Genomic DNA, 19370 nt, shown 5'->3' on the forward strand with positions numbered 1-19370 from the left:
AAGAAACCTATTTGATATGGTAAATTCCCCTAAGGAGAGCCGTTCGTCCCCGCAGTTCATAACGATTCTGCGACTGTACATTGGCTGTTATGGAGTTTGTTTCAAAACTTTTTATATTGGCTAGGTTGCGTATATCCAGTTCAAAATCCATTCCCCATCGACTATATCTTGTCATGACGTTGCAGAATAAATAATTTGTATTCTTATAATCATGCTGTTTGTTAAAAAGGTGCTGAAGATTCCATTTAAGTAATACTGATTTTGTGATATTGATGGGGAAGTTCATCGATTGCGTAATAAAAAGAATACGACGATCTGACGATGCATTGCCCTGGGAAGAAAATGATAGATTAATGGAGCTATTATAATCTAGTGCTATCCTTCTGAAAAATTTCTTGTTGAAAGCAGGTTGTAGTTCATAAGAAGTAATGGCAATGGGTAATATTTCCTTGTTAAATAACTGATTGTAGTTTGATCGTCTCCAATTGAATTTCAGTTTGAATAGGGCCCCTAGCTTGAATATATATTTATCAAGACCGATGGTAGCTGTATAGCTGTGCATAGAATTTTCTTTTGCAATCAGTTGTGTCGCCGTCAATGAGTCTGTAACTGTAGTGGCTATCATATTGTTTGTTGAGTGAATTTCATAACCTAGTCCAAAATGAAAAAACAGTAATTTAACCGATTGTCCCAATTTATAGTTCAAGAAAAAATCATTATTTCTGCTCACTGGATTGGCTGAGCTATTATAAGATCTAGTTCGGTAATTTTGGATAATCAAACCGCGATAAACAGCATCTATATTTCCCAAGTTGTTGCTATTTTTATAGGAAAATGCAAGTTCATCATCATAGCCAATATGGTATCGAGCGCTAAAGCTGGGTGTAAATTGGATGAGATTTTTCCAATTATTGAGCTGATAATTTTTGTCTTCAAAACGGGTATGGATAAAGGCGACAGGCAAGGATAAATTTGATTTAAAACGCTCTTTATTCCAAGCATAATGTGCATTGAATTCACTGGATGTGCGTAACCAATTCATTCTATTTATTGTTGAATCTAGCAACGGATTGAAAATTTTTTCTCCCTGTAGGAGTTCGATGTTAGATTCAAGGCGTTGATTTTCTAATTCGAGCTTTATACCGTAGTATTGGTTTATTTTACCGCTGGGGAGGCGATATCCCAGCGAAGCGACAGTATTGAAGGTCGGTACATTGACATGTTGGATTATCTTATCAAATATGACTGGATAAAACAGGTCATTGAATACTTCGGTAGAACTGCGTAGTCTCTGGGGCTTTGTATAATATTTACTAGACCATTGAAGTTGGATAATATTTCCATTTTTAAGCTCCGGCACATAAATCAGTTGATTGTTGATCGTTTTGGACCTATGATGAATATTGTTGTCGATCGGTATTGTATCTGATGAGATACTCGATTCGGAATCCTCACTATTTAGCCCCATTGTTAAGGAATTTTTAAAGTAAAAATGATCGGTATTGCGCTCAACTGTCACTTGCCCGGTCGCGGCCTTAGTGTTAATTTGTGCAATCTGAATCTCATGGAATGAAATATCCCCCTTTTCAGTATAATAGGTGTTTTTCCCTTCATAATGAATGTTGTTTCTGTCATATAATCCCTGGATATTCGTACGTAGCGACCAGTCTTTTTTAATCGGTTTTGAAAAATTGAAATCGAAAAGGCCGGTCTTATTCTGGAGGTAATCTCTTTTCTCTAAAGGAGGGCTGCCGATTGTTCCTAAAGAAAGTAGATTGTCAATTTTTGCCTGTGATCTCGTTTCTTCCATGTAAATAGCAAGATCCTGACCGATGTTATTTGCTTTCAGGGCATTGAGAAATTTCACTTTTTTGTTAAACATCATCGTGTTTAGATCTCCATCGAAATGTTTGGGAGTTCCCAATCCGAGCATTATGCTACCGGACGGCTTTAGTTTAGCTTCTTCTTTTATTACCAGGTTTAGCGCAACATCATCACTATACCTTTTATTTTTGAGCAATTTAATATGCTCATGATGAGATATGACTTGTATGTCTTTAACTAAATCTGGGGATATTGATTTTGTCCCCAAACCGTATTTTTCAGCCAGCAAATCATCCCCATCGATATAAAAGTTTGAAATGGATTTGCCCTGGTATTTCACTTCACCATTTTCAAGGACTTCCAGCCCAGGCATTCGCTTCAATACATCGCCGATAGTTCGATCATTGGGGTCAGCAAATCCAGCCACGTTGTAGGTGAGTGTGTCCCCGCTGCGTGCTATTTTAGGCGCACTTTTGATCTTGACTTCCTCCAATAAAATAGTGGTTTGTTCGAGTATGATTTGAAGGTTGCGTAGTTGGCTCCCAAGTGTTTGGCTGAAACGTTTGTACCCGATATGGTTGATCTCTATGTAGGCATTTGTTAGATCCTTGGATGTTATCATTTCAAAATGCCCAAGAGCATCCGTTATTTTAAAGGAAATTACTTTTCCATCACTAGATTTTAGATTAACGCTTGCTGCGCGAATACCTTGCTTACTCGTGTTATCTAATAAAACCCCGGAGATCTGATGTTGCCCATAACAGAAATAGCCGCATAGCCAAAAACAGACAAACAGCACAAAATTTTTGGGCATAAACTATGGCGCTAATTCGATAGGATTGTTTGTTTGTGTTGAAGGGGCTTGACCTTGAACATCGAAGCTGATTTGGACTTTAGAATAATCGATCTGAAAAGGGTTTGCGCGACCAGTTGCCCCAAGTGTTTCATAATAGGCGCTGGGATTCTCTTTAAATGCCGTTTTTAGTCTTTGAATTTCCTCTTTTTTTGCGGGTATAACACTTTTTGAAGGCTCAATTCGAAGTGATTGGTCCGAAGGTTGTTTTTGAAAGCCGGCATATTCCCAGCTGACGTCGTTTTTGGAATCTTGTACCGAAAGAATAAGCCCCGGTAGTCCATGTAGCTTCCATGGTCCAAAAGAAAATGGCAGTTCTGTCGTAAACCAAGCCGTGTAATCCCTTCCTTTAAATCGACATGTGGCCTTTTGACAAAGGTATCCACCGATAGTTTTAGTTTCATCTGTTATTTCCCAGTCCTGGCTTTCGTAGGGAGCTTCGCATGAATAAGCATCTGCCGGAGACGATATTCCCGCTATATGAATGGTCTTTTTTAAAGAAGGATAAATAATGTATCCATCCAGAACCGGGGGACTGGCAGGCATTTTTAACGTTAAATTGCCGTCAAAATCTTGAGCTGAAGTTTTGGCATCTAACTGTTGTTTGACGAGAATATCTGAGTAGGTTCTATAGAGACTACTTTCTTTACCGAGATAGGTGACTGTTTCATCCGTTAGCTGTACCGCATTTTTGGTCGTATCGTTGTTATGTTTAAATTGATAATGAACTTCGGCGATAACTTTTTCTTGTGCTTTCAATGAAAATAGGGCACAGACAAGCAGTGCAAAAATAAGCGATAATGTTCTCATCACAATTGTTATAAGGTTCTTTTAAAAATATGAAATTTTTTTTATGATAGAGAACAATTGTTATTTTTTTTTAAACCCAATGGATAATTATACCGTCTTTTTCCATTTTTCGGAAGTAAGTCATTTGCCTTTTGGCATAGCGATGTATTTCTGTCTCCAATTTTTTGGTAAAGGCCGGGTAATCGAGCTGTCCAAGGAGATGGAATGACGCATATTTATACTCCAGGCCATAGTATTGAAGCTGATCGTGTGTAATCCCTTCGGTCAGGAGTTTTGCCACTTCTGCTAATAAGCCATCATTTAATCGTTGTTTTAATCTTTGGCTAATGTGTTCGCGTCGGATTTCCACTGACGGATTTAATCCGATAACGATGCTATCTACCGTTTGTTGCTGAGCGATGTGATCGGGGTGAGTATCTAAAAATGCTAATATTTCTATTGCGCGGATGATACGTTTTTTGGTCGAAAGATCGATTTGGAAATTCGCGGGTAGTGTATATTCCTGAAGGCGTTTTAACAACTCTGTCTCTGGGAGGGGAAGTAATGACTCCTTGAGGCCTTCGATAGATGGGATCAGCGCATATGGATTTTGTTGGATTACACTTTGGATATATAAGCCTGTACCACCACAAAGGATAGTATGTTTTCCCTTTTCTAGAATGGATTGTCGGGCTTGATGGAAGTCAGCGATAAAGTTTCCGAGATGATAGCGTTCTCCCGGTTCATGGGTGTCGATAAGATGATAGGGAATATCTTGATATTCCGATAGATCTTTTCCCGTACCGATGTCCATTCTTTTATAGATTTGGCGGGAATCTCCACTGATGATTTCAGCATCGATGCGTTGCGCCAGTTGAACGGCTAGTTTCGTCTTTCCTGAAGCTGTAGGTCCTAAGATAACGATAACTTTCTCTTTCGGAACGGTTTGCTGTTCCAAAAGAGAAAGTGTATATTTTAATCTGTCTATCACAGAACAAATTTAGTCCATTTTTCTGTTCCTTCGTTATTTTTTACGACAGTATCGATAAAAGCCATGCCTCTTACGCCATCGTAAACTGTTGGAAAATCTTGTTGTTCAGCTGTCGGAATTTGTCCTTCACGTTTTGCCGTAACTGTTGCCGCAAAATTACGGTAGATATTCGCAAATGATTCCAATAAGCCCTCTGGGTGACCTGCTGGTACGCGGGTATTATGTGTTGCAAAAGAACTCAACGTATAAGGCGCTGCGTAAGCATTTCCTGTGCGATAAAGCTGACGAGGCTGATCAAGCATCTTGATGATTAAATTGTTCGGATCCTCATTTGCCCATTCCAATCCACCTTTTTCACCGTAGATACGGATACGAACGGCATTTTCTTCTCCGGCTGAAATTTGCGAAGCCATTAATACACCTTTAGCACCATTTTCGAAACGCAAAAGCACCGAGCCATCGTCATCCAATAGACGACCTTCAACAAATGTTGTGAGGTCTGCACATAGTTCTTGGATTTTTAACCCCGATACATATTCCGCTAAATGCGCAGCATGGGTACCGATATCACCCATAACCAACGATTTACCTGAGCGTTTCGGATCTGCACGCCAAGCGGCCCCGGCATTACCTTCGCGTTCTGTTAGTCGGCTTAACCAACCCTGTGGATACTCAACCACAATCTTTCTGATCTTACCGAAGTGGCCTTCTTTGACCATCGCTTTGGCTTGTTTAACCATCGGGTAGCCGGAATACGTATGCGTAAGACACAGTGTGCGGCCTGTGCGCTCTACTGTTTCCTGTAATTCTTTTGCTTCTTCAACAGATACTGTCATTGGTTTTTCAACAACAACATCAAAACCTTTTTCTAGCGCTAATTTAGCTGGAGCAAAGTGTAGAAAATTGGGGGTTACGATCGTTACAAAATCCATACGCTCGCCTTCAGGAAGCAAAGATTCTTTTTCGATCATCTCTTCATAGTTTAGATAGACACGCTCAGGAGCTACAAATAAGTCTTCTCCAGATTGTTTTGAAATCTGTGGATCAATACTAAATGCACCACAAACCAGTTCAATCTTGCCATCCATAAAAGCAGCAATACGGTGTACAGCGCCAATAAAGGCATCGTTTCCGCCTCCGACCATACCCATGCGAAGTTTTCTCTTCATAACGTTATTATTTTTGATTATTTATTTTTCAAACCCTTACAGTGTACAATATACACAATTTAGCTTATTTTACATATAAAATCATCTTGATGCTGCCCATATTTTCCTTTGGAAAGCCATTCGGATATTGTTCCATTAATACCTTTAGCTCTTCTGTATTGCGATAAACATATCTTTTTGTCTCTGCTATCCAAAAGTTGATAGGTGCAGTTATTTCCTTCGCAACAAACCCAATTTTTTCGAGCGAAGAATGTTGGCTCCAATCACGGTCGGTGAAAGTCATAATGTCTCCTGGCGAGAAATCGCTACAAAAGGCTTTAATTAATTTGCTAAGGCCCCCTATGACATTAATACCTGTTTTATTACAAAAGCGTAATAGTTCAAATGAGCGATAATCTTCATCTTTATCCAACATTCGGCGCCCTCCAGAGAATACCGCGACCGCAACAAGCTCTCCCTGTTCATAAAGGCCATAACGATACTTGCCGGGAAGAGCGGTTTGTAAATGATGTTCCACGAGGAACTGTAAACTCGTTCTTTTGTCGATCCGGGCAACGACAGTATTACGGGCGTAAATGCGTTTGTCATTTTTTGTTCTAGAAACAATGCGCCTGACGATCAAATCAAACTTTGTTATTAATTGGTCTTCATCGATATGAATACAAGGATCGGAAGTATCACGTCTCACGGATTTCTCGTGAGGGTATAGTAAAATGTTAATTGTTAATTCCGGAGATGATATTTGTATAAATCCATCAACATGACAAAGCGCTAATGAAACTTCAAGAGCTTGCTCTAGCCTAAGCTTGAACTGTGTCGACAAATTTATAAACGAAGGATCCATAAAACAAAAGTAACTTTTATGGAAGTTTTGACGAAATATTCACTTTTAATAATTATCCGTACCTTTGTACCCAAGAATATAATGGAGCGACAGCGTATCCTTGTTAAAAAAGTACAATGACTCAGGAAGAGCAATTAGCCTGACATGATCTAAAATAAAAACGTGCTAAAATTACAACAGGCGCCAAGTGACTTTAAAAGCAAACAGCGTGTAACGAGCTCAGGTAGAAATGAGTATCTGCACTTATAAATAATTATAATACATATGAAACTTCCGATAGTGGCGTATGGCGATCCTGTATTAAGAAAGGTCGCTGAAGAAATAGATGAAGACTATCCAGATTTAAAGAAATTGATTGATGATATGTTCGATACCATGTATGCAGCGCATGGTGTTGGCTTGGCAGCTCCACAGGTAGGTTTGCCTATACGTATGTTCGTTATCGATGCAACTCCTTTCGCAGAAGATGATGAAGAAAACAAAGAAATGCTCCAATCGTTCAAAAAAGTTTTCATCAATCCCATCATGGTTGAGGAGTCTGGTGAAAAATGGGCTTTCGGTGAAGGCTGTCTAAGTATCCCAGATATTAATGAGGACGTATTGCGTCACCGGAATATTCGCATCAATTACTTAGATGAGAACTTTGAAGAGCATGAAGTAGACTTAACAGGTTTGGCTGCCCGAGTGGTACAGCACGAATATGATCATATTGAAGGTAAACTATTTACCGACAAATTGAGTGCCTTGAAGAAGACGATGCTAAAAGGTCGATTGGATGCTATCGCGAAAGGAAATATTCGTGTTGGTTATAAAATGAAATTCCCACAGCAAAAGAAAAAGCGTTAGTTCATACTAACGCTTTTTCTTTGTCGCTTCCTTCTAGTCTGTCTTTTAATCCATTTTTAATATGGAATCGGTCATCCAGTGAGACGTGTTCTAGAAAGTTTACATGCTAAGAGGGACTTTCCTCAATCCAAGCGGGGTAAATACAAACGATATTTAACGGCTGTCATTCGTATTAAAAAGACAACAGCAGCCCCAATAAATGCCGCCCAGGAGAGGTCGAGATCAAGGTGCACCAGCAAGATATACGTGAGCCCTCCACCTAAACAGGCCGTAGCATATACTTCTTTTTTAAAGATTAGTGGGGTTTCGTTGAGTAGCACATCGCGCGTCATCCCCCCACATACCGCGGTGAACATTCCAAAGATAATGGCAGCATAGGTATTGCTTTCGTAGTTGAGTGATTTTTGTACCCCAAGGATGGTAAAAAAGCTAATTCCGATGGCATCAAAAAGTGTCAGCGTGCGATAATAACCATACAACTGTTTGTTGAAGACAATGGCAATTAAAATTCCGAGGAAAATAGCGATGAGATAATTGCTATCATTGACCCATACTGGGCGTAGATTCAAAAATACATCCCGCATCGACCCACCGCCAATGGCTGTCACAAACCCTAAAAAGGCTGCCCCAAAAATATCAATATCTTTACGTTTTGCCGACAGGGTACCCGATATTGCAAAAAATAAAGTGCCAAGCAAATCGCTTAGATAAAAATAGTTGGCATCAGTAATCATGGTAATCCTTTTTAAATCAATATGTTAAATCCTCCATCTGACATTGTCCCATTTAGCCTATATCAACGGGGATAAACTTCCCTTTATTGGACAAATTTAGGAGAAATCTTGATAGTTTAAATTCACCGAAAGGCGAATTGCTTTCAACCCCGCAATTCCTTGTACATCTTCCAATTTTAAATGTTCGATGGTATGCTCAATAATGCCCATGTCATAAATTGCCTGTATACTTAGCATGAGATCCTCCAGGATTTCATCCGATAAATAGACAATAGCAATTTTATTGACCTGGGTAAGTCGTTCTTTGGTTCGCTTTATCCGAATTTTGTCTATCCTCTTTTTGATGATTTCATAACGGATATTGAGCGATCCCTCGACATCAAACCTCCTTTCATCTTCCCGGAAGCTGATATCAATGCTATGTGGGTTGATGAAAATCAGTTGTGTTGTTTCTAAAGCCAGTGGCAGCGTATCTTTCGCATGGTATGCTTTCAGCGCAATTCTGGCCATCGAAACAATTTGCTGACGCCTAAATACATTGATGAATTCGTAGCTGAACGATTGTTGGGGCGTAATGGATTCGCCGATATAAATGTCATATTCAATACCGTCTGTCCTGAACTTTTGAAAATAAGACGGATAATTTCCCTGGATGAAGCTATTGAAATGATCCAGTTCTCTACTGATCAATTGATTGATCTGGCGTAGAGAAGTTTCAAACTCATTCCGATAAAACTCCCCTGTGTCCCGATTGGTGAAAAAATGCTTCGCATAATGCTCAATCACCGCTATTTTTGATGGGAATTGCTTTCTGGCTTCTTCTAAAAATGGCTGCACATCTTTTCTGAAGAACTCAATGATCTTGACCATCGATTCATCAAAAGAGATATGGTCAAGAGATTCTGTAATTTGATCGACCCGTGCTGAAAAAGTCATAATCAATTTGTGCTTTCCGTCTAACGAGAGCTCATCAATAAGCATGGCGAGCTGTTTGACCTTGAAGCTAAAGTCTTTGAGAATAGAGGCGTTTCGTATGATCGTAGAGTCTTTGACATCGACAGCACCATAGAGCGGATAGACTTCTTCAAATACAACCGCTTTGATATGCGCATCCCGACTGTCGTTTTCCAGTTCCTGAATGTATTGGGCCGCAATATGGTTAAATTTCCACTGAACCGAAGGCTGTATTGTCGTAAACCGGTTAATGATGATATCGTCGATACGTTTTTTAAATTCCAGGGTGATATCCTGAGCTAGTTGTGATAAAAGCGGAACCAGAGAACCTAAGGCTTGCATGGTTTCATTGTCGAGCTGATCTTGTTCACGGCTGTATATTTCCAATATGCCTGAAAGAGAATGATTATGAATGAGCGGAATACACAAATAGGTCGTTACCTCCGACAAGCTAATCCGCTCGTCGAAAATGGACGTGGTATTCCGGATACCATTCGTCGCATTACTTGTATAAAATATCACATGCGGATGCTTTAGGTAGCCCGCGATTTCAGGATTGATCTTAAAGGTTTTATTGGCGGTATACGCTTCAGCAAACAAGATGCTTTTATTGGTGATTGAATAATCGAAAAATGGTACCCCATTTAATTGGAACAGCGGAAATAGACTAAATACCGTATCAGGCCCCTTTAATAGCGGTGTGATTATCTTTTCTAAATCAGCTAAAAAGAGGTGGTAATTGTATGTAGGCAAATCCAGGAGGATGGACTGGATTCGCCGTAAGGTATGTTCCGTACTGGTCTTTCTTAAGGTCACCATGCTAAAGCCCGATAACTCAAAATCTTCCAGTTTAACGGTATTGATAACGGTATTCCAGTCAAAAATGGAATCACTGGGGTTTTCCGATAAACGACCTATATCAAGTGCCGGCAATGTCTTTTTTGCTTTGATCTCAACAAATTTAAAATCGATGTCTAAATCGTAATAATCTATAATCTCCCCCTGATCATTGAGGTGATGATACACAATGCTGCTGTTTTCATTGGGAGAAAAGCCATAGAGTCTATCGAAGATGAGGGTATAAAAAAGCTTTTCTTGATTCGTAAGAAGGCTTCCGGCACGCATCTTCCCTTGCATTTCTTGCTCCACAAGCTGATGGCTAGATAGGTCGAAAAAGGCTTCGGTTCCATAGAAGGCTTCTTCTGCTAGGGCTGTTGTGAGTGCCCAGTACCTTTTTGGAGCAGTGTCAATCAACGATACGGAGAGGCTATAAATCAATTGCAGAATATCTTTATAGGCATTGAGATTCTGCTTGCAGAGTTTGCCGTTGAGATGTTCTATTTCTTTGATGCGTTCCAACGCAAACAAAGGAATCATTTCATCCGATGAAGTGCCATTTTCAATAAATGATTCCAGGTATTTGAAAAATGGTTCAAAGTCTAGCCTGCCATTTGTATACGTATTGGCGTTTTTTGCCGTTGTGAGTTGTACTTTCTTTATCTCCATGGATCGAAATTTTAAAAGCGGAAACCTGTGCTGAAATAGGGATACCAGCCTTCATTGGATTTCGTCATGACAAAATGCAAAGGAAGTGCATTGGCGACGATGTAATAAATGCCCCCACCCACACCTTGATGAAACTTATCACTATTATAGCCCTTTGCCCATACTTTTCCAATATCATACATGGTCATTAGTCCGAATTCACCTGGAAGAACATAGCTTTTGACATCAAGTACTTTAACACGGGCCTCTAGGTTATTATACAGCATCTGTTGCCCCGCAAATCGATATTGGCGAAATCCTCTGAGATTTTCATGGCCACCTAGAAATAAATATTGATAAAATGTAGGGTTCCCGACAACGATCCCCCCTCCCGTTCTATTGGCGAATATAATGCCTTCATTGAATGCACTGAAATAGCCGGTTATTGCGGCACTTAACTGCGCTGAATTTTTTGAGTACGGATTGAGTCCAAAATAGGAATTCAAAGCGGCTTCAATATATAGCCCTTTACTTGGGTTAATCTTTCGATTACGGGAGTCTTGTGTTAAAAATGCATTGATACCTGCAAAAGTTTTGTCTTTGGTAATCGATAAACTATCGTAAGAATGTAAAGCTTGGGGATTTAAAATAAATCGATCTTCATTCTCAATCGGATCTAAGTGGTAAAATTGGATATGCGGACCTACGGCAAAGCTTAACGTAGATGAAGGTTTCCATCTTAACTGCGGATTGATATTGAAAATATTGAATCTGCTTCTGTAATATTTTGCACCATACTGTTCCTTTAAGAAGAGCGAGTTATTACCTACACCGAAGAAGTTTTGCGTGTTGTCAGGAGCTTTTGCTAGCGCATCGACAACAAGATCTGCATCCCCGGCAACAGCTATCCATTCGCCTCTATAGTGAATTTTATAAGCTCCGGTCCGGAAGGCTGTTGCTACAGTCAGTTGTTGCTTATACGTAAAAGGATTTTTTCTAAATCCACGCTGATGTGTATAAGCAGCCCCCAGCCCGAGCGAAAAACCGTCATCAGCATTATAACCCGCAGTCACCAGAGGAAGCCAGGTGTTATATAGGTTTACAGGAACAAATTGCGTGTTGGTACTATCTTGTGCATAATGAAGCTTTATTTTGTTCTTCTCACCCAGTAAAGTGGAGTTTTTGGTATTCTCGTAAAGCTGTATTTTCGATTTGCTTTCGTTGATAACATAAGTCTTTGGCGTGCTATCTCCAATAATTCGGAGTTTAATCGGAGAATTTGCGTTATCGATGACAACAGAGTCTTTTCCCTCACCTAAATAGAGACGAATTTCTTTTGTTAGGCGGTCTTTATAGGTTTTGTCCATCAATGCTTTGGTGACCTTACCATCTTTATTGATCTTCGAAACTTTGACTTTCAGGTTTTTATTTTCCGTGCTGTGTATTTCTACTTTTTCGTTTTTGTCGCTGAGGTGAATATCGACAATGTTATTGATGAAATTATAATACTCTTCCATCGCTGAGGGTAGAGCATCACGACGGCTTTGAAGTGTTTTAAAAATTTGTTCCCCACGAATAGCAATGGACGACTGTGGCAGGCTACGTACCGACTCCCATAATACCGAATCTGTGAGACGTGCTACAAATTGCTTGACCTCTTTGGTCCATTCCTTGTGAGAAAGCTGGTTGCTCGGATGGGCATTTAAAAAACGCGATTTAAATAAAGAATAGCGAATATTGGGAATACCCGTCGTAAAACCTTGCATGACTGGGTTGACAAATTGCTGATAGATATCTTTCATCAGAAAACCTTGTGTGACACGCAGCGCCTGATCCCGATCGCGGGGAATAGGAATGTAGTCTTTATCGTGATCTGTGCTATCCTGATTTTCATTATACCAACGCCATTGATCCTCGTGTCGATCCCAATCGCTTACCAATACATCCAGCATTCTTGCGCGCAGATATGCCTTAGCTTTAAAGTTATCATCGTTATCTTCCTGTAGTTTTCGGACAGCTTTTGGGCTGTTGTCTGAATCACCAAGTGGTTCGCGTTCTTCTAGTAAAGCCACCGTATGCTCAAAAAGCGGCGCGTATTCCCCCAATATGCTGTCTTGTGCAACAACGCCGATGATGGGATGGGCATGGGGGACGTTCACGGCATTTGCCAAAGCAGGGATCATAAGTGCGGAATAGGGATGCTGGGCGCTGGTGGCATCGTCTAAGACATCCTGTACAAAGGTCCCATGGAGCTCTTCAGGTATGAGGGATTCAGTCCTTTTATTGACCGAACGTAGTGCCCATTCCCGACCGATTGAATCCGTAAGTCGTAGGGAAACCGATTGCATCCCGCCTCCCTGTTTGACAGGATGCAGTCCCCCGTACAAGGTTGAAAGCTGAAGCAAAGGCAAGGTGGTTTCCGCGGCCCATTCTTTGCGGTAATTTTCGCCAAGGAAGAACTTCTTGAATTTACTGGCTTTACCATATTTTGCATTTGCAACGATGCTTACACTGTCCTCGATAACGGTTTGAGCAAAGGATTTGCCCTGATGTGCAGGGGACTGTGTATGCTTTTGTTGTGAATAAGCATGACTAGCAAGAAAAATAAGAAAGAATGGTACTACCTTTTGCATGCCTATTTTTGTTCAAATTTATAAATGATCCCTTTATCCTGATTACCGGCTTCGCTGCTGATGTAAAGATTAAATTTTGAATCAAAGTTAATGCCTTCAGGTTGAGGGAAGATCTTCGGGTCTAATGGAGAGAGTGATTTCACATGAAAATTCTCATCGGTTACAACAAGAGCTTTGTCTACAGAAGATAAGATATACCATTCCTTGCTGTCTGCTTTTTTAGCTAACGCCGAGGGTTTGAACGTTTTCTTAATTTTAGCATCAAATGCATGAAGTTCATCAAGCTGGATGGCAAATTCTCCCTTCGGCTGAAATTGACCACGCTCGTCAATTGAAAAGACATAACCCGAGGTTTGCGATTGTTTTCTGTCGACCTTACATTCTTTACATAATACGTATGCCTGGTTGCTTTCGCGGTCAACAAAAAGCCCTTCATACTCTCCTTTTGGAAGTAAATTTTTCTGTTCGACCACGTTTTTTATATCGTCCTTTTCGGCAATGGGAAAGGAATAGATGCTACCATTGCTCTTTAAAATAAAGAAATGTGTATTGCTTATCGAGATGTCCTCATAGTCGCCATCTTTTCCAAAAGGGTTGAACGTAACTTTTTGTGTCGGTTGGTTAAATTTATAAAGAAAGCCCTGCTCATCTTGAATGGCATAAATATCGTCATCCTGTCCCGAGAGAAAAGCTATTCCGGATATTTCTAACAATTCGTCAGGCAAACTCATCTTTATGCCCGAAGATAATGTATAGGGTATTTGTTGCTGTTTTTCAGCTTGAACATGAGCGGGTTTGTTGCTGTTTTCCTTGGTTGTATTATTCGGATTGCAGGCGAGAAAAATAACAGAAGCTAAACCTAATGCCATAGTTGTCAATATCGTGGGATTTTTCATCATTATATGATTAAATTTTAAATTGAGGAAGTCATCCGGTTTCTGAATGAGCTTACGTTCAATGATTATATTGTTGGGCTTTTAGGCTGTTCTTGTTGTAATGAGCTGCCTTGTTGAATAGCCCTATTGTCTCATGTTGCCTTTCAAATAATGAAGGATTTGTTGCTGAGAAACATTTTTCTGCTGTGTTTCTATTGCCTGATTTTGTCCGTGTTCATCCAGTAAAGTTGCTTCGGTGTCGTCTGCAAACTGAATATCGAATAACTCTTGTATTTGATGTGCTAATGCTAGATTCAGCAATGGAAAGCAAGTTTCTATACGTCGGTAGATGTTACGGTTCATCCAGTCTGCAGAGCCCAGATACGCGCTCGTTTGTGCTTGATATTGAAAAATAAATATTCTGCCATGTTCTAAATATCGTCCTACAATCCGTTTCACGACAATGTTGTCGCTCAATCCGGGTACTTGTGGTTTTAGTCTACAGATTCCTCTGACCAATAATTGCAGTTTTACCCCTGCCCGGCTCGCCTCATACAATTTATTGATTAACGATTCTTCTTCCAGATTGTTTAATTTAATTTTTATTGTAGCGCTGTCTCCGTCTTTAGCTGCTTGGATGGTCTTGTCTATCAGGGATAAAAATGTATGTTTGAGATTGAACTGTGCAATTAATAGATGGTTAAAAGACAGCTCATTTGGATGATGGGGTTTTCTCCGAGCTGGTAAAAACTCGAATAGCATGTCTAATTCGTTGGTCAATAGTTTATTTGATGTCATAAGGAAGTAGTCCGTGTAGACCTTCGCCGTTTTTTCATTTAGATTTCCTGTGCCTAATAAAGCACTTTCTCGACCCTCTTTGCGTCTCACGAGCGCTATTTTGGCATGTACTTTTAAATTGGGGATGCTATACGTGATTTTGACGCCCTGTTCTTTCATTAATCGAGCCCAATGTATATTATTCGCTTCATCAAAGCGCGCTTTCAATTCGACAAATACATTGACTCTTTTCCCATTTTTTGCTGCGGTAGCCAGCGCTTGTGCAATATGCGAATCACCGGCGATACGGTATAAGGTCGTGTAAATCTCATCTACGGTTGGATCTATTGCGGCCTCATTAAAAAAACGTAGTATGGGATCGAACGATTCATAGGGCGTGCAGACCAACAGATCCTCTCGGTCTATTTGGTCAAAGATAGATTCCCTGAAATTCTGATTCTTATTGATTTGCAGCTGTTTTGGATAAGAAAATTCTGCTGTTTTAATCGGAAATGAAAATAGATCTTTCAGATTGTGATAGTTTCCGCCTTCGACAATGCTACTTTTTCGCAGTTCAAATAGTGTTGCCAATGTTTCAATCAGCTGTTTTGGCAGATTTGGCTGGAATAGAAAGCGTGTCGCATAGCCAAGATCACGTTTATTGACTTCCGTCTCAATTTTTTGGGCAATATCACCCTCAAATTCATCTTGGAGATTTAATTCCGCATCCCTTGTGATTTTAAAGGAATAGAAATTTAATGATGTATTTCTTATGGCTTCAGGAAAAAATGCTTTGATAATATCATCTATGAGTACGACATATTTATTCCCAATGATCTCACAGGTGAAAAAGCGGCCAATATGATTTGAAGGGACATTTAGAAAGAATACCACTCCAGTATTGTCGTCTGTAACGACGAAGTAGAGCTGATTGTTGATCGGAAAAAAAGAAGTATCATCAATTGGTATAATTTGGAGGTAGGAGGCAATTGTACTAAAGAAATATTGAGCTGCGAGGTCTTTTACTTCTGCTGGAATAGCTTGGTTGTAGATAAAGAATATATTTTCTTTTGCTAATTCTTGGATAATATCAGCTAGTATTAAGCCAAATTTTTCCTGTTGTTTGTTGATGGTTTTTGACGCTTTTTTATATGTGCCAATATCGATGTTCGGAATGAGCTGTCCCGGATTTTGCTTCATTATTTTTTTCCAAGCCATTAGTACAGGCATTCTAACACGATAAAATTCATCCAGATTGGACGAGAAAATAGCGAGAAACTGTAGTTTTTCCAGTAAAGGTACCTCCTCACGAGCGGCTTGGTCAAGTACCCGGTCATTGAACGATAGCCAGCTGATGTCTCTGTTGATATAAAGATCTTTCTTCTTCATCCGTATAAATTTATGGTTATGGCAACGTGCTTACAACAACATTAATAATGATGCTATCTATTGGTAGCTAATGATTGATCTAAAGGCGGCATCTTTTTAAATAAAAAAGAAAGTTTGGAAAACATGATGCTGAAATATTTCACTGTTTTTATAGTATTGCATTAAAATATGGTTGCGGCGACAAAAGAAACAACCGATATAACAAGTCCAAACATAAAAATTCCATAGGCGTATCGTAGAAGCTTATATTTTCGTCCTAATACCACACCTTGCGAATAAACATCCTTGGTGAGCATGCCATATAGAAATTCCGAGTCGACCATTACCTTCTGCATACCCTCGTTATAATCGTCGAGTTTCATTTTGTAAAAATTTCCAAAAAAGAGAAGATTGACTGATTTCTGTTCGATTTCCTCCTTTGAGAATTTACCCGACGGAATTTTGGGTATCGTTGATAGTATGGCCATGACCATGGTTGCTACCACGGCTGTAGTTAAGATAATTGTTGGGATAATCAGGTGCTCGTTGGCATCTAGTTTCCGAAATAAGACAGCAATCACGACAGAAAGGATAATAGAATTGACTGTTAAGAGGATGTTGGCCTTATTGTCTGCCATGTCGCTTAGTCGCTGATTGTTTGAGGACGTAATCCGGAACATTGTTTCTATCCCACGTTCTGGCTTACTGCCTTTCTCTTTTTCCTTTTTGTCTTCCTTTTTACTTTCTTTATTTTTTGAGATAGATTTCTCCTGTTTTTTCTCCAGTTCTTTTAGATTCATCTCCTTTTTGGCATTAAGCTTTTGTTGCGCATATTCAGTATGGTAATGATGGCTCATTAATAGTTTGATTGTGCCGGCCCGCCATACGTCTTTATCGATCTCCTTCCCTAGTACTGCTTCAGCTTCGGCTTTCATCAGTTTGTTTCTGTTGACGAAATCCTCATTCCCAAAATGAAATAGGTCTGCGTCGCAGAGAATTTGCTCCAGCAGATTTGTAGGATCCTGAGGCATTCTCGTTGCTAAAATACAACCTTTGATTTTTTCCTGTATGGCTTCCGGTATGCCTTTGTCCTGGAGGAAATTTAAAGCAATTTCGACACTTCTCTTTTCATGACCAATAGCATTGTCAGATTTTACGTAGCCGAGATCATGAAAGTAGGCGGCACTAATAACAATAAAGTGATCCTCCTCTTTTAGTTTATAGTACGATGAAATCTCCTCCGCCGCACGTACAACAGAACGTGTGTGTATCGTATTGTGAAAACAATGGCAAACTGAAATATTTTCTGTAATATAAGTTTCAGCATATTCTTCTACCTGTTTTAAAAGCTGAGCATAATCTATCATGGACCAATATGGTTTTATTTGCAATAAAAGTATTTAATATCTTTAATTTCTTAAAAATAAGGTCTTCTTTTTTGTTATTTATTAACCTAGATCAAATTTACTGAAAAAAGCGTTATTCCAGTAGTTGTAAAATTGACTGTTATATAAGTAGATGAATTGTTCTTAAAACAGACCGCTAATCGGATGAAATATTTAGCTTTTAATAAAAAAAGAGTACCCAGACTAATGCTAATCAAGGAAACCTAGGTAAAGTACTCGAGCAAACATTTACTAAGGCGGTCATTGAGCATGTCTCAGATTAATACCGTCGATAGGTAAAAACGATAAAATAGGGCGTCCAGAATTCGAAATTGGATTCTAAACTGGATCCTGATTCAGTCCTATGTTGAGGCCGATGCGGGAAATTAGTAGGGTGAAATGCTTTTTTAGTCCTTTTTATGCTGTGTTACTCCGAGCATATAGCGCTTTTTAGTCATTATTCAGGGTTTATCCAGTTTTCATTCCGCCCCGAAAGCCACTCTAAGGACAGCTCAAGGGGGGAGCATAGCGTGACAGGGCTTACTGCGTGCCTGACTCGGACTCAACGCAGACTCACCTCGGGTTTAGCACGTATTCACGGTGTATCACTGATAAATAAACACAGCTTATGTGTTGCCTTAAACCAAGGGAGATAAGATAGCAAGGGTTGCTCCGCTCCATCGTTAAATTGGGGCATTCCTCTACGCTGCTCTGCTCCCAAATTCTTTTTGCGCCTTTGATAGTATGTTTTTCCGAGTTGTTTTCGTGTTTGCTGCGTTGCTACGGAGTTGTTCGGCTACGGTTCAGTCTGGTATTGGCCTTTTTTAGGGGCATCCGGGGGACATGGTGGCGTTCGGAGCGTCATTTGTCCGTGCTGGCAGCGGGGTGAGTGCGGGCTTAGAGTCGGAGACAACACGGACTCACCACGGACGCAAGACGTTCAGGGGCTAAACCAGCCCCGACCATGGTACAAAGGAGGCTGGGAGGGCAGTCGGAGGTTTCCGCAGACCTTTGTCAGCAGCCGGAGCGTTGTCCCCGAGCGGAACCAGCTTTCCCTAAATAAGGGAGAGTTAAGGATGCTTTATTTCTTAGTTTAGCTCTTGTTTATCGTTAGCTTAGTAATAAGTTAGGATTTGCTTAGCCATAACCTATACTAAACCTAACTAAACCCTAAACTAACCCTAAGTAAACAGGCAGGAAAGTATGACTGCAAATGAAGGTATTCCGGAGCCCTGTGTTCTACCATTTTTCCGACCTACCGATATCCGCCTATCCCCTGTTATATCCTGCATTGCGGTGTCTTTCCGCTGCGATCTTTCCGACGGCACAATTTTCCGGTCTTATCAATATCCACCCGTTTATAGGCTGCGCCTATGCGCATCGTCTTCGATTGGGCGTTGAGCCGAGCGGGCTACCAAAGAGATCCCGAGCTTAAGCAGATCGAGCAATACAATGTTCATCCATGTTTCCGCTGCGGAGCCTGTATCGAGTCCCGGTTCCCGTCCCCATTCTGTGCCGGATCCGGCCTTCCCAGCCTTCCGATCACCTGTTTTACAAAAAGAATCTCGCACCCTTACAGGTAGTTAAGGTGAAAATGAAATAAATAAGAACAAAAGGCTTGGAAGTTTGTCTGTAAACTCCCTATCTTTGCACCACTCCGCAAGGGAGGGACGGTTACCGCGAGAGCAGGGAACCATGAAAAAAGAAGGGTTTAACGAGAGTTGAGCGCGGAAATCGGAAAAAGAGAGAAGAAAAAAAACTTCAGAAAGTTTTTGGAAGTTCAAAAAAGATTTCTACCTTTGCAGTCCCAACGGAAACGAAAGGAAAAACAAAAAAGATAAAG

Annotated in this window: 13 protein-coding genes; 1 reads left to right on the forward strand and 12 read right to left on the reverse strand. The window is 40.2% G+C overall.

Annotation, left to right across the window (positions count from 1 at the left end; all coding sequences use genetic code 11):
• Positions 1–7: 7 nt before the first annotated feature.
• From B3P16_RS24195 to B3P16_RS24215, 5 genes are all read right to left on the reverse strand, one after another.
• The gene (locus tag B3P16_RS24195) at positions 8–2638 is read right to left on the reverse strand and encodes a hypothetical protein (RefSeq protein ID WP_286844884.1); all 2631 of its coding nucleotides are present in this window, start codon (positions 2636–2638) and stop codon (positions 8–10) included.
• A gap of 3 nt (positions 2639–2641) precedes the next feature.
• Positions 2642–3487, reverse strand: coding sequence for a GLPGLI family protein (locus tag B3P16_RS24200; RefSeq protein ID WP_286768828.1), 846 nt, complete (start codon positions 3485–3487; stop codon positions 2642–2644).
• A 70-nt stretch (positions 3488–3557) separates the two neighbouring features.
• A complete protein-coding gene (gene miaA, locus B3P16_RS24205; RefSeq protein ID WP_286844886.1) occupies positions 3558–4457 on the reverse strand; it encodes a tRNA (adenosine(37)-N6)-dimethylallyltransferase MiaA in 900 nt (299 codons plus the stop codon).
• A complete protein-coding gene (locus B3P16_RS24210) occupies positions 4454–5626 on the reverse strand; it encodes a Gfo/Idh/MocA family protein (protein ID WP_070562808.1) in 1173 nt (390 codons plus the stop codon). The genes miaA and B3P16_RS24210 overlap by 4 nt, the downstream gene beginning before the upstream one ends.
• A gap of 64 nt (positions 5627–5690) precedes the next feature.
• A complete protein-coding gene (locus B3P16_RS24215) occupies positions 5691–6470 on the reverse strand; it encodes a hypothetical protein (RefSeq protein WP_070562811.1) in 780 nt (259 codons plus the stop codon).
• Between the two features lie 264 nt (positions 6471–6734).
• Between B3P16_RS24215 and def the strand changes: the two genes are divergently transcribed.
• A complete protein-coding gene (gene def / locus B3P16_RS24220) occupies positions 6735–7316 on the forward strand; it encodes a peptide deformylase (RefSeq protein ID WP_286754250.1) in 582 nt (193 codons plus the stop codon).
• Positions 7317–7438: 122 nt separating this feature from the next.
• Here the strand turns inward: def and B3P16_RS24225 are convergent, their stop codons facing one another.
• From B3P16_RS24225 to B3P16_RS24255, 7 genes are all read right to left on the reverse strand, one after another.
• Positions 7439–8050, reverse strand: a complete 612-nt coding sequence (locus tag B3P16_RS24225; protein WP_088163355.1) for a trimeric intracellular cation channel family protein — start codon at positions 8048–8050, stop codon at positions 7439–7441.
• A 96-nt stretch (positions 8051–8146) separates the two neighbouring features.
• Positions 8147–10510, reverse strand: a complete 2364-nt coding sequence (locus B3P16_RS24230; protein ID WP_286844888.1) for a GAF domain-containing protein — start codon at positions 10508–10510, stop codon at positions 8147–8149.
• Between the two features lie 11 nt (positions 10511–10521).
• A complete protein-coding gene (locus B3P16_RS24235; protein ID WP_286844889.1) occupies positions 10522–13122 on the reverse strand; it encodes a hypothetical protein in 2601 nt (866 codons plus the stop codon).
• Positions 13123–13124: 2 nt separating this feature from the next.
• Entirely contained in the window at positions 13125–14021 is an 897-nt protein-coding gene (locus B3P16_RS24240) for a hypothetical protein (RefSeq protein WP_286844890.1), read from the reverse strand.
• A 120-nt stretch (positions 14022–14141) separates the two neighbouring features.
• On the reverse strand, positions 14142–16163 hold the full coding sequence (gene ppk1, locus B3P16_RS24245; RefSeq protein WP_286844892.1) for a polyphosphate kinase 1: 2022 nt from the start codon (positions 16161–16163) through the stop codon (positions 14142–14144).
• A 161-nt stretch (positions 16164–16324) separates the two neighbouring features.
• Positions 16325–17509, reverse strand: coding sequence for a Pycsar system effector family protein (locus B3P16_RS24250; RefSeq protein ID WP_286844895.1), 1185 nt, complete (start codon positions 17507–17509; stop codon positions 16325–16327).
• A gap of 1376 nt (positions 17510–18885) precedes the next feature.
• Positions 18886–19098: a hypothetical protein gene (locus tag B3P16_RS24255; protein WP_112375125.1), complete on the reverse strand. Its 213-nt coding sequence runs from the start codon at positions 19096–19098 to the stop codon at positions 18886–18888.
• Positions 19099–19370: the final 272 nt, after the last annotated feature.

Source organism: Sphingobacterium sp. UBA7631 (assembly GCF_002483935.1).
Classification (GTDB): Bacteria; Bacteroidota; Bacteroidia; order Sphingobacteriales; family Sphingobacteriaceae; genus Sphingobacterium; species Sphingobacterium multivorum.